This is a genomic window from Paenibacillus sp. PK3_47 (assembly GCF_023520895.1).
GTDB lineage: Bacteria > Bacillota > Bacilli > Paenibacillales > Paenibacillaceae > Paenibacillus_AQ.
In genome coordinates, this window is the sequence record NZ_CP026029.1 from 5,578,468 (window position 1) to 5,590,360 (window position 11,893).

The 11,893-nt window shown below is 51.9% G+C and carries 11 protein-coding genes; 8 read left to right on the forward strand and 3 right to left on the reverse strand.

Annotated elements, in window-relative coordinates:
* The first annotated feature begins 43 nt into the window (after positions 1-43).
* The 3 genes from rsgA (at position 44) to spoVM (ending at position 1,884) form a co-directional block, all read left to right on the forward strand.
* On the forward strand, positions 44-949 hold the full coding sequence (gene rsgA, locus C2I18_RS24220) for a ribosome small subunit-dependent GTPase A (protein ID WP_249898275.1): 906 nt from the start codon (positions 44-46) through the stop codon (positions 947-949).
* A 4-nt stretch (positions 950-953) separates the two neighbouring features.
* Positions 954-1,622 (forward strand): ribulose-phosphate 3-epimerase, encoded by a 669-nt coding sequence (rpe, locus tag C2I18_RS24225; protein WP_249898276.1) that lies wholly within the window; start codon positions 954-956, stop codon positions 1,620-1,622.
* A 181-nt stretch (positions 1,623-1,803) separates the two neighbouring features.
* The gene (gene spoVM / locus C2I18_RS24230; RefSeq protein WP_006675261.1) at positions 1,804-1,884 is read left to right on the forward strand and encodes a stage V sporulation protein SpoVM; all 81 of its coding nucleotides are present in this window, start codon (positions 1,804-1,806) and stop codon (positions 1,882-1,884) included.
* A 100-nt stretch (positions 1,885-1,984) separates the two neighbouring features.
* Here spoVM and rpmB read toward each other — a convergent pair whose 3' ends face one another.
* Positions 1,985-2,173 carry a 50S ribosomal protein L28 gene (gene rpmB / locus C2I18_RS24235; RefSeq protein ID WP_249898277.1) on the reverse strand — a complete coding sequence of 63 codons (189 nt, stop codon included), beginning with the start codon at positions 2,171-2,173 and terminating at the stop codon, positions 1,985-1,987.
* A 191-nt stretch (positions 2,174-2,364) separates the two neighbouring features.
* Here rpmB and C2I18_RS24240 point away from each other — a divergent pair, with 191 nt between their 5' ends.
* From C2I18_RS24240 to C2I18_RS24255, 4 genes are all read left to right on the forward strand, one after another.
* On the forward strand, positions 2,365-4,155 hold the full coding sequence (locus C2I18_RS24240; RefSeq protein WP_249898278.1) for a DAK2 domain-containing protein: 1,791 nt from the start codon (positions 2,365-2,367) through the stop codon (positions 4,153-4,155).
* A gap of 84 nt (positions 4,156-4,239) precedes the next feature.
* Positions 4,240-5,100, forward strand: a complete 861-nt coding sequence (locus tag C2I18_RS24245; RefSeq protein ID WP_249898279.1) for a DegV family protein — start codon at positions 4,240-4,242, stop codon at positions 5,098-5,100.
* Positions 5,101-5,113: 13 nt separating this feature from the next.
* Positions 5,114-7,165 (forward strand): ATP-dependent DNA helicase RecG, encoded by a 2,052-nt coding sequence (gene recG / locus C2I18_RS24250; RefSeq protein ID WP_249898280.1) that lies wholly within the window; start codon positions 5,114-5,116, stop codon positions 7,163-7,165.
* A 66-nt stretch (positions 7,166-7,231) separates the two neighbouring features.
* Entirely contained in the window at positions 7,232-7,519 is a 288-nt protein-coding gene (locus C2I18_RS24255) for a stage VI sporulation protein F (RefSeq protein WP_249898281.1), read from the forward strand.
* Between the two features lie 94 nt (positions 7,520-7,613).
* Here the strand turns inward: C2I18_RS24255 and C2I18_RS24260 are convergent, their stop codons facing one another.
* Both C2I18_RS24260 and C2I18_RS24265 read right to left on the reverse strand, forming a co-directional pair.
* Entirely contained in the window at positions 7,614-8,483 is an 870-nt protein-coding gene (locus C2I18_RS24260; protein WP_249898282.1) for a YitT family protein, read from the reverse strand.
* A gap of 54 nt (positions 8,484-8,537) precedes the next feature.
* Positions 8,538-8,903, reverse strand: a complete 366-nt coding sequence (locus C2I18_RS24265) for a hypothetical protein (protein ID WP_249898283.1) — start codon at positions 8,901-8,903, stop codon at positions 8,538-8,540.
* Positions 8,904-9,119: 216 nt separating this feature from the next.
* Between C2I18_RS24265 and C2I18_RS24270 the strand changes: the two genes are divergently transcribed.
* Positions 9,120-11,825, forward strand: a complete 2,706-nt coding sequence (locus C2I18_RS24270) for a cation-translocating P-type ATPase (RefSeq protein WP_249902223.1) — start codon at positions 9,120-9,122, stop codon at positions 11,823-11,825.
* The last annotated feature ends 68 nt before the right edge of the window (positions 11,826-11,893 follow it).

The window sequence follows — 11,893 nt, forward strand, 5'->3', positions numbered from 1 at the left end:
TTGGGTCATTTGTGCAATCTCAGGAGAGGAAGGCTCAACATGTATGCCTGAAGGAATCATCATCAAAGCATTAAGCGGTTATTATTACGTCAAGCCGCTCCAGGACGGGTCTATTGCCACCGGGGAGGAGACTGTACAATGCCGGGGCCGGGGGATTTTTAGAAAGAAGGGAACTGCGCCCCTTGTCGGGGACCGGATCATTTATGGTCTCACCGAAAACGGTGAAGGCACGGTTGATGAAATTCTGCCTCGGGAATCCGAACTGATCCGTCCTCCTGTAGCTAATGTTAACCTGGCGGTGCTGCTCTTCTCATTGCGTGAACCGGATATGAATCTCAATCTGCTCGATAAGTTCCTGGTTCATATTGAACACGCGGGACTGGAGCCGCTGATCGTACTTACGAAGCAGGATCTGGCCGATGACGATCATGAAGCGACCAGAGAGGTCAAGGAACTCTATGAGCGCATTGGTTATGAAGTGATGGTCACCAGTTCATTAACCGGCTCGGGAAGCGAGCAGCTGCGGGACCGTCTCGCCGGGGGCGTAAGCGTCTTCGCCGGACAATCAGGTGTCGGCAAATCAACGCTGCTGAACCGGCTCGTGCCAGGACTTGAGCTTGAAACAGGTGAAATCAGTCTTCGGCTGGGCCGCGGGCGTCATACTACCCGCCATGTGGAACTGATGGATATCGGCAACGGCGGCTTCGTAGCGGATACTCCGGGATTCAGCCAGCTGGATTTTCTGGAATTAGGGGTGGAGGAGCTGTCGGTATGCTTCAGGGAATTCGCATCCTATGCGGAGAATTGCAAATTCCGCGGCTGCAGCCATCTGCATGAGCCGGGCTGCCGGGTTCTGGATGCTGTTGAAGCAGGTGAAATAGCCGGCAGCCGCTATGAACATTACAAACTTTTTTACAATGAGATGAAAGACAAAAAGCGGAGGTACTAAAGACATGATAATTATCGCCCCATCATTGTTGTCAGCGGATTTTGCAGCACTGGGTGCTGAGGTTGCGGAAGCGGAGAAGTGCGGAGGGGACTGGCTGCACGTGGACGTCATGGACGGGCGTTTTGTTCCCAATATCACACTGGGGCCGCCGGTAGTCAAAGCTGTAAAGGCAAATACCTCGGTGCCGCTTGATGTTCATTTAATGATCGAAAATCCGGAGCGCTACATAGCTGACTTTGCCGCTGCAGGCGCATCGGTAATCACTGTACACGCCGAGGCCTGTGTACATCTGCACCGTGTGGTGCATCAGATCAAGGAGCTGGGGCTTATGGCGGGTGTTGCCATTAATCCCGGTACTCCGGCTTCTGCGGTCCGTGAGGTGCTTGAGGATGTCGATATGGTGCTGGTTATGACCGTCAATCCCGGTTTTGGGGGACAGGCCTTTATTCCGGGTACACTCCGTAAGATCCGCCAGATCCGCGAGTGGGCGAATGAGATCAATCACAGCAATTTGCGCATTGAGGTGGACGGCGGAATTGCCGAGGAGACCGCTCCTTTAGTGGTTGAAGCCGGTGCTGATGTTCTGGTGGCAGGCAATGCCGTGTTCGGGCGGAGTGACCGTGCAGCCGCGATCAAGGCGATCCGTGAGGCAGCAGGGTCAGCCGTCCGTTAATCTGTGTGCGGATGAGAGTGAAGGTATAGGCCAAGTTGTCGGCGCATAAATATGGTTACATGAGCAGAAATCTCATGTAGCCTTTTTTTGTTCAATAAGGGAGGTCTGCAGTTCGTTTACGTATGCATAAAGACTGGAAAGTCTCCTACTGTACGCGCATGAATTGATGGGAGGGTGAAGAATGAAATTTTACACGTTTAAGCTGCCGAAATTTTTGGGAGGTTTTGTCAAGGCAATATTGAATACTTTTCAGAAAAGTTAAGCAGGTAACAGAACAGAAGACATGAAAAAAAGCACCTTACGAATGTAAAGGGTGCTTTTTGTTTCATATGAGATATCACCAGGTCTAGGAAAATCCAAGACTAAACGCGTTCAACTTTACCGGCTTTCAAAGCACGGGTGCTGACGTATACGCGTTTCGGTTTACCGTTCACGAGGATGCGGACCTTCTGAACGTTAACTCCCCAAGAACGACGGTTGCGGTTGTTTGCGTGAGACACGTGGTTACCGCTGCTCGGTTTCTTGCCGGTTACAGTACATTTGCGGGACATAGATTACACCTCCTTGTTACTAACACCTGCATAAAACAATACTTAAATATAATATCACAGCAAAAATTGCTACGTCAACCGATTCAAAAACATTTATTTCTTTATGCTATTATAGTACAATGTAACTTAGTGTATTATGTCCAGTTAATCATAGAATTGATTAGGCATAAAGTTAGGAAGGGGAATTCTCATTGAGTAAGCGTTCTATAAACGGAACAGATTTTACCGCAATGGTACTCGCCGGTGCGGAAAGGCTGCAGCAGCATGCAGAGCACGTCAATTCCTTGAATGTGTTTCCGGTACCGGATGGAGATACGGGAACCAATATGAACTTAACGATGACTGCAGGCGCGAACGAATTGAAAAAGAATAATACCGCATCAGTCGGTCAATGTGCAGGCGTGCTTTCCAAAGGCCTTTTAATGGGCGCGCGGGGCAATTCCGGCGTTATTTTGTCTCAGCTGTTCAGAGGTCTCGGACGTTACGCTGCCCAGTATGATGAGCTTAACACGCAGCAGTTCGCGGCAGCGCTGCAGACCGGAGTGGATACAGCTTACAAGGCTGTGGTCAAACCGGTTGAAGGCACCATTCTGACCGTAGCCAAAGAAGCTGCAAGACATGCGGTGTATTTTGCCCGCCGTACAACTGATATCAACGAACTCATGACAGAAGTATTGACGAGAGCGAAGGAAGCGCTGGCGAATACGCCGGAGCTGCTGCCTGTGCTAAAGCAGGTTGGCGTCGTAGACTCCGGCGGACAGGGTCTGGTGTACATTTATGAAGGTTTCCACCAGTATCTGACGAGCGGAAGCACTGCTGAGCCGGCCCCTGTACAAGGACAAGCTCCTGCTGCCGTTCCGGTTTCAGCGGCTGCAGCGCAGCCTGTGCTGACCAAGCATGAGGCGGTGCCTTCATCCGTGCAGTCGTCTGCCCAGTCCCAGCTTCATACGGAAGATATTGAATTTTTATATGATATGGAGTTCTTCATTAACCGCCAGCTTGGCGTGAATGCAGGAGCGGATTTTGATGAGGAAAAATTCCGGAAAGCGTTGTCAGTCAACGGAGACTCCATAATTGTAATTTCCGATGAGGAGACCATCAAGGTACACGTGCATTCGAAGACACCGGGAGATGTGCTTAACCTTGCGCTGCTCTATGGTGAAATTACCCAGATCCATATTCTTAATATGCGGGAACAGCACCGCGATCTGCTGACAGCAGGGATGGACATTGCGCCGATGCCGGATGTTTTTGCAGATATTCCTGAGGAAAAAAGCAGCGTACAGGCACCGGCCGTTCCACCGGCGGATGACCTGGCTCCTTACGGCTTTATCGCTGTGTCTTCCGGCGACGGTATTTCTGAAATTTTCAGGAGCCTGGGTGTCGATGCCGTGCTGGCAGGCGGTCAGACCATGAATCCAAGCACAGAGGATTTCGTTAATGCGATTTCATTAATCTCCGCAAAGCATGTGTATATTCTGCCGAATAACTCCAACATCGTGCTCGCTGCACAGCAGGCCAAGGATCTGCTGGAAGGGGAGCGGGAGATAACCGTTATTCCGAGCAAGAGCATCCCGCAGGGAATTGCTGCTGCGTTTGCTTTCCAGGAGGATGATACTGTAGATGCCAATACCAGCAACATGCTTGAGGCCATTTCACAGGTTAAATCCGGGCAGGTAACCAATTCCGTACGGGACACTGTTATTGAGGAGCTGGAGATCAAGGCAGGCCAGTATATCGGCATTTCCAATTCCAAAATTGTTGCAGCTTCCGATGACCTGCTGGGTGCAAGCCAGGCTCTGCTCTCAAGCATGCTGGAGAATGGTGATGAGATCGTCACTGTCCTGACCGGTGCAGAGACAGAGAACGGTGTCACTGAAACTTTAGCCGGCTGGCTGGAGGAGAACTATCCGCAGGTGGAAGTCGAGATTCATGAAGGCGGGCAGCCGTTGTATTACTATCTTTTCTCGGTTGAAGCCTAAGCTCAAGCTTTATTCCTCTATTTGCGTCAAAGCATTTTCCGCCGCTGCGCGGAACAGCTTAAATCTTGTTTGGGGAGGAATTCCATGAGTCGAACCGTTATCGTCACAGACAGTACTTCGGATATCCCGCCGGCACTGGCGGAAGCTTACGGCATTCAGATTGTACCGCTGACCCTGATGTTCGGTGAAGAGTCTTACCGGGATAATGTCGATATGACACCGGAGCAGTTCTATGAGCGTCTTCCGCGTGCAGCACAGCTGCCGACGACCTCTCAGCCTTCTCCGGTTGAATATATGAATGTGTACCGCACCATCCTGGAGCGTAATCCGGGCAGTGCAATTCTGTCTTTCCATATCTCATCCGGGCTAAGCGGGACCTATCAGTCAGCGGTTTTGGCGAAGTCCATGCTGGAGGAGGAGGGGGAGGCCATCACTGTGGTGGATTCCCTGTCCGCTTCCTACGGTTTCGGGTTTATGGTAGTAGAAGCGGCGCGCCTAGCCAAGGAAGGCAAAGAACCGCAGGAGATTCTGGAGACTGTGGAGAAGCTTCGCCAGTCGCGCAAGCTATATTTCCTGGTCGACACGCTTGAATATCTGCAGAAAGGCGGCAGAATCGGCAAAGCTTCAGCGTTTCTGGGAACGCTGCTCAATATCAAGCCTATTCTCTCTATTGATGCAGAAGGTATTATTTATGCGGTTGAGAAGGTAAGAGGCCGCAAAAAAGCAATTGCCCGCATGATCGAGCTGTTCAAAGCGGACCTGCCGGGAGTGAACAAAATCAATGTGGCCGTGGGTCATACGGCTGAACCGGCATACGGCGAAGAATTCCTGAAGGAATTAGCCGGGCACTTCACCCTGGAAGAGCAAGTGCTGACCAACATCGGCCCTGTTGTAGGCAGCCATGTCGGCAATGGTACGTTAGCCGTATTTATCTGGCCCGCGTAAATAGGGGATGAACATGCAGCTATCACTTGATGAAATCGAAGTAAAACAAATAACTGGCGTGAGCGCTCAAAAGCAAAGCGAGCTTCACGCCTTTGGCGTCTTTACAGTGAAGGATCTGCTGGAATATTATCCGTTCCGTTACGAGGATTTCCGTCCGCGTTCGCTCAGTGAGGTCAAGCATGGTGACAAGGCAACCGTGGTGGCCAAGGTGATCGGTATACCTGTACTGCAGCGGTTCGGGGGCAAATCACGCCTCAGCTGTAAAGTGGTTGCCGAGCCGTGGATGTTCACCGCCACCTGGTTCAATCAGCACTATATCAAGGAGCAGCTGACAGTGGGGCGGGAAATCGTTATTACCGGCAAATGGGATCAAAAGCGTAACGCCATTACCGTCACAGATTATGAATTCCCTGACCGCGGGGAGGGAAAGACCGGTACTCTTCAGCCTGTATATTCTGTCGGAGGCAAGATCACACAATCGTGGATCCGCAAAAGCATCAATCAGGCGCTGCTGCAGTTCGGTGAGCTGATTCCGGAAATACTGCCGCAGGTCATCCTGCGGAAATATGACTTCATGCCCCGCAAACGGGCTGTAGCTACGATTCACCGGCCGGAGGATACCCGGGAAGGCCAGCAGGGCAGGCGCAGAATGGTCTACGAGGAGCTGTTCCTGTTTCAATTGAAGGTACAGGCTTTCCGGGTGCTCACCCAAGGGAGAATGGACGGCGTGGTGCACACCGTTGATAATGCAACTGTCCGCCAGTTTGTGCGCAGCCTGCCTTTTGAGCTGACGGATGCCCAGAAGCATGTAGAACTGGAGATTCTGAAGGATATGCGCTCCCCATCCTGTATGAACCGGCTGCTTCAGGGCGATGTTGGCTCTGGCAAAACCGTACTGGCGGCAATCGCGCTGTTTGCCACGGTGCGGTCGGGGTTTCAGGGAGCGCTTATGGTGCCGACTGAAATTCTGGCGGAACAGCATATGCGCTCCCTGACGCGGATGTTCGAACCGTTCGGCATCACAGTCGGGCTATTGACAGGCAGCGTGACCGGGCGCAAACGCAAGGATCTGCTTGCATCCCTGCAGATGGGCATGATTGATGTCGTTGTAGGCACGCATGCGCTGATTCAGGATGACGTATTCTTCCGCGGGCTGGGCCTTGTGGTCACGGATGAGCAGCACCGTTTCGGAGTCAACCAGCGCAGTATTCTGCGCCGCAAAGGTTATAACCCGGATGTGCTGACGATGACGGCAACCCCGATTCCGCGTACACTGGCAATTACAGTATTCGGTGATATGGATGTATCTACCCTGTCCGAGCGGCCGAAGGGGAGGGTCCCGATTACTACCTATTGGGTAAAACATGATCTGATGGAGCGGGTGCTGAAGCTGGTGAACCGCGAGGTTGATCAGGGACGGCAGGCTTATCTGATCTGTCCGCTGATTGAAGAGTCCGAGAAGCTTGATGTGCAAAACGCAATTGACCTGCATGTCCAGATGTCACAGAACTTTCCGAATTACTCGGTCGGACTGCTGCACGGACGGATGACTCCGGGCGAAAAAGACGAGGTTATGCGCGCCTTCTACAATAATGAGATTCAGCTGCTTGTATCTACGACAGTTGTAGAGGTTGGCGTCGATGTACCTAACGCAACGCTTATGATCATCATGGATGCTGACCGCTTTGGATTGTCACAGCTGCACCAGCTGCGGGGACGTGTCGGAAGAGGGCAGCATGCTTCCTACTGTGTGCTTGTAGCCGATCCGAAATCGGAAATCGGCCGCGAACGGATGACGGCCATGACCGATACGGATGACGGTTTTGAAGTGTCGAGAAGGGATCTGGAACTTCGCGGTCCGGGGGATTTCTTCGGAACGAAACAGAGCGGGCTGCCGGAATTCCGGCTGGCGGATATGACCGCCGATTTCGAGGTGCTTGAGCAGGCCCGTGACGATGTCGCTGAACTGCTTAGGGATGCTTCCTTCTGGACCTCAGCCGATTATGCTCCGCTGCGCGGCTATCTGCAGAAGGAGCAAATATTCCAGGGCGATATTATTGATTAATTAGGCACATGCCGCCGCCGTCCCACATATACTGTGAATGATTGGATATGACGGGAGGTGCTGCATTTGGGTTACCAGCAATACGGAATCAGCCCGCAGCTGGTTGAACGGATCAAGCTGAAGATGAAGAATACGGCTGTCAAGGAACGCATTAAGAACATGATTAACGGAATCTCCAAGCAGGAGCTGCAGGATACCGCGGTTGTTCGCAGACTGGTGAAGAATGCCGCTTCAGTCCTTAATGAGAAGCTGACCACCACGCAGGAAGAGCAGATTGTAAAGTTCGTGATTGCCCAAAAAATTGATCCTAACAATACGTTTCACCTTATCCGGCTATGGGGTATGTTCCGCTGAAGAAGCAGGCCAGTCCTTACATCAGGCAAGCAAAAAGTCGTTCCCGCTAAGAGCAGCGGGAACGACTTTTTGGTGTACGGATATTTTCCATAGGTCAGCTGATATTTTTACGGAACAGGTCACCCGGATCCCGCCCGCTTGCCCCGCGGAAAACAATCTGGCTGTCCTTGTCATACTGCCGGACGATAGAGGTCAGCTTCTCCTCTTCCAGCCTGCTGGCCAGACAAAATAAGGTGCCGGGCTGGCCTGCCGGACCGGAGGCCTGGACAAGCTTGGCTTCGCGCTCCAGCGATTCCTTCAGCGCTTTGCTGATCTCCTCACAGCGGCGGCTGGTAATCCACACAGCCCTTGAGCGGGACAGGTCCCTCAGTGAAATTCTTACCCCTTCAAAGGCCAGAAGATAGGCAATGATGGAATACATCGCCTGATCCCAGCCGAATAAAAAACCGCCGCATAACAATATGGCACAGTTGAACAGCATAATGGCTGTTTCAGCATATTTAGGCGGGCCGCCCTTCAGCAGCAGGTACCCGGGATCGCCGGCCGAGCCGGTGATCCCGCCAAAGCGGATGGATATACCTATGCCTAAGCCAAGGCACAGCCCTCCGGCAATGGCTGCCGTAAGCGGTTCTCCCGCAACCGCCGGGTAACTGTGGAGTGCCAGGGAGCCTGCTGTAAGGCAGAGCAACCCGAGCATGGTATACAAGGCAAATTGCAGGCTGATTTGTTTGCGTGACAGCAGAATAAACGGCAAATTGAACAGGAACAGGAACAAGCCCAGCCGCATTTCAGTCATATGTGAGAACAGGGCGGAGAGTCCGGTAATCCCCCCGGGAATCAGCTTGTGCGGAATCAGGAACAGCTCCAGTCCGACGGCGGCGAGCAGACCTCCGGCAACGATCGAGAGAATACGGACAGGTTTGCGCTGAAGCGGGGAATAAGCTCCGCTTGTGCGTTTGTTCAAAGGTATTCCTCCCATCATCAGAAACTTATTTTTGTAAATCTGAACGGGTGAGGTTTAATATGCTTTGTCCACATAATTGGAAGTAAATTTGAGCGGATGCAGCCGCAGGCGTTTTAGGATGATATAGATAAAAGGATAAAAAGAAACACTTAGAAGACAGGCCGCAGATTCCGGTGTCAAAAGCGGGGTGGATCCATGATGGGATATGCGGACTCCCGGTGTATAGCTTGGCTTCGGCGGATGTAACCGCACCGGCTGTGTCAATTTGTGCTCATATTGCTGGATTTGCGGGGTTCTTCCTTCATACTCTTCCTGATGATGAACGCCGAAGGATGCAGCGAGCAGTGTGAAGAGAACCATGGGGATCAAACTTATGCGAAGCAGCTGTTGAAAGGGTTTGCGTCCCAGATATGCTATCATGGATTCACCTCCTTACTGTATGTAGTATATCTAAAGCATAACATAGGTTACGTAAGGGGCCAAATCATTAAAGCTTTTTGAGGGTTTGGTATTTCTCCATTTGTACTAAGAATTACCTGAGTATTTCTGGGTAAACTCCATATGAGTGAAAATAAAGCGCTGAAAATGGAAGGAGCTGATGGCTTGAAACCGGAAAATACTTCAGATAAGGTTCAAATGTCCACACCGTTTCATACCCTGGACACGGCAGAAGTGCTGAAAAGGCTGGAAACAGAAGAAAACGGCCTGTCTTCAGGCCGGGCGGGCGAACTGCTTACCCGTTACGGCAAAAATATGCTGCAGGAAGCAAAGCCCAAATCACTGCTGGCTAAATTTATCGAGCAATTTAAAAATGTCATGATCTTTATTTTGCTTGCTGCAGCAGTGCTGTCAGGCATCCTGGGAGAATGGACGGATACCGTTATCATTCTGCTGGTTGTCGTATTGAATGCCGTGCTCGGAGTGATTCAGGAGAACAAGGCGGAGCAGGCCCTTGAAGCGCTGAAAAGCATGTCATCCCCGATGGCCAGAGTCCGCCGTGACGGGCAGGTACGCGAGATCAAAAGCGAGGAGCTGGTGCCGGGCGATATTGTACTGCTGGAAGCGGGTAACGTGGTACCGGCGGATGTAAGGCTGCTGGAAACCGCCTCGCTGCAGATTGAAGAAGCAGCATTGACTGGAGAATCATTGCCTTCGGATAAGCAGACCGGTGTGCTGGAAGGGGAGGATCTCGTCATCGGTGACCGGAGCAATATGGCCTATATGAGCAGCAGCGTGACCTACGGCAGAGGCTTGGGTGTTGTTACGGCTACGGGTATGTCTACTGAGGTCGGGAAAATCGCCGGTTATATCTCCGGGGCAGAGACTGAAGTCACCCCGCTGCAGAAGAAGCTGGATGAGTTAGGGAAGTATTTTACCTTTATTATCCTTGGAGTCTGTATCGTTATCTTTGCGGTCGGGCTTCTTCAAGGCAGAGAAATGCTCGATATGCTGCTGACTTCAATTTCGCTTGCCGTGGCTGCGATCCCCGAGGGGCTGCCCGCCATTGTGACGATTATTCTGGCCCTGGGTGTCCAGCGGATGGCCGGACGCAAAGCGATTATCCGTAAGCTTCCGGCAGTGGAGACACTCGGCAGTACAGAAATCATCTGCTCTGACAAAACAGGAACGCTGACACTGAACAAGATGACTGTCGAGAAACTTTACATAAACGGACAGACAGTGGAAGCGAATGCCGCGCTTAAAGAAATGCCGGGCGGAGAACTGCTGCTTCAGGCCATGGCGCTGTGCAACGATTCCAGTATCGATGAAGGAGAGGGCCAGGGGAACACAGGGAATGCTGATGCCAAGCCGGGAGGCGGTTCGCATAGTAAAAGCGGCAAAAAAATAATCGGTGATCCGACGGAAACAGCTCTGGTCGACTATGCGCTGAGCATCGGTATTGACAAAAGAGAGCAGGAGAACAAGTATCCGCGCAAAAAAGAGCTGCCGTTCGATTCGGACCGCAAGCTGATGACCACCATTCATGTAATGGAAGGCGGTACATTCCGCGGATTGACCAAAGGCGCACCGGATGTGCTGCTTTCAAAGTGCACCCATATTTATAAAGAGGGTCAAATAGTGCAGCTTACTGGCGAGGACTCACGTTCCATCACTGCCGGAAATAAGCAGCTGGCGGATGAAGCGCTGCGAGTGCTGGCTTTTGCATTCCGTGATTATACGGAGCTTCCTGCTGATCCTTCACCGGAGACATCAGAGCGTGAGCTCGTGTTCGTCGGGCTGACGGGTATGATTGATCCTCCGCGGGAAGAAGTGCGTGAAGCGGTCGCTGTCTGCCGTCAGGCGGGTATCCGTCCCGTGATGATTACTGGTGATCACCGGGATACAGCTGCAGCGATTGCCAAGCGGCTCGGCATTATCGAGAGTGACGAAAGTGTCCTTACAGGCCGCGAGCTGGATAAGATCAGCGAGGAGGATTTTGCGGGCAGGGTTGCAGATTATTCCGTGTATGCCCGTGTCTCACCGGAGCATAAGGTGCGGATCGTCAAAGCCTGGAAGAAAAAAGGGAAAATCGTCGCGATGACCGGTGACGGCGTGAACGATGCCCCGGCATTAAAATCGTCAGATATCGGGGTGGGAATGGGGATTACGGGCACCGATGTCGCCAAGGGCGTATCGGACATGGTTCTTGCTGATGATAACTTTACGACAATTGTGGTTGCTGTAGAGGAAGGACGGAAAGTCTACAGCAATATCCGTAAAGCCATTCAGTTTCTGCTCTCCGCGAATCTCGGAGAAGTGCTGACCCTGTTCATTGCCACATTGATCGGCTGGCGTATCCTGGAGCCTATCCATATTCTCTGGATTAATCTTGTTACGGATACCCTTCCTGCGCTGGCACTGGGGCTGGAGAAAGCCAGTTCAGATGTAATGTCAAGAAAACCGCGCAAATCCAGCAGCAGCATTTTTGCCGGAGGTGTGGGGGCAGGGATTATCTATCAGGGGATCATTGAAGCTGTGTTGACGCTGCTGGTATATTACTGGGCGCATACCCATTATGATGAGGGTGTTGCGGTGACCATGGCTTTTGCCACCCTTGGCCTTCTGCAGATTACACATGCATTCAGTGTAAGGTCCAATACGAAATCACTGTTCCAGATCGGCTGGTTTACCAACAAATACATGCTTGGCGCCTCGGTTATTTCCGGGCTGCTGCTAGTGCTGGTCATTATCATCCCGGGACTGAATGACTGGTTCGGCGTGCAGCATATGAACGGAATGCAGTGGCTCATTGTCTGTGCGGCTGCCCTGTCGATCATCGTTATTGTTGAGCTAATAAAGCTGTTCATACGTATGAGCGGGAAAGGCAAGAGCTGGGATTAGGTTAAGCGTGCTTGCTTCAGCATACAATAAAGAGCTTGGAATTCCTTGAAGGGAATCCAAGCTCTTTG

What these genes read in the sequence shown, in the direction of transcription:
- rsgA (WP_249898275.1), top strand. Translation starts at nt 44, where the DNA reads ATGCCTGAAGGAATCATCATCAAAGCATTAAGCGGTTATTATTACGTC.
- rpe (WP_249898276.1), top strand. Translation starts at nt 954, where the DNA reads ATGATAATTATCGCCCCATCATTGTTGTCAGCGGATTTTGCAGCACTG.
- spoVM (WP_006675261.1), top strand. Translation starts at nt 1,804, where the DNA reads ATGAAATTTTACACGTTTAAGCTGCCGAAATTTTTGGGAGGTTTTGTC.
- rpmB (WP_249898277.1), bottom strand. Translation starts at nt 2,173, where the DNA reads ATGTCCCGCAAATGTACTGTAACCGGCAAGAAACCGAGCAGCGGTAAC.
- C2I18_RS24245 (WP_249898279.1), top strand. Translation starts at nt 4,240, where the DNA reads ATGAGTCGAACCGTTATCGTCACAGACAGTACTTCGGATATCCCGCCG.
- recG (WP_249898280.1), top strand. Translation starts at nt 5,114, where the DNA reads ATGCAGCTATCACTTGATGAAATCGAAGTAAAACAAATAACTGGCGTG.
- C2I18_RS24265 (WP_249898283.1), bottom strand. Translation starts at nt 8,903, where the DNA reads ATGATAGCATATCTGGGACGCAAACCCTTTCAACAGCTGCTTCGCATA.
- C2I18_RS24270 (WP_249902223.1), top strand. Translation starts at nt 9,120, where the DNA reads ATGTCCACACCGTTTCATACCCTGGACACGGCAGAAGTGCTGAAAAGG.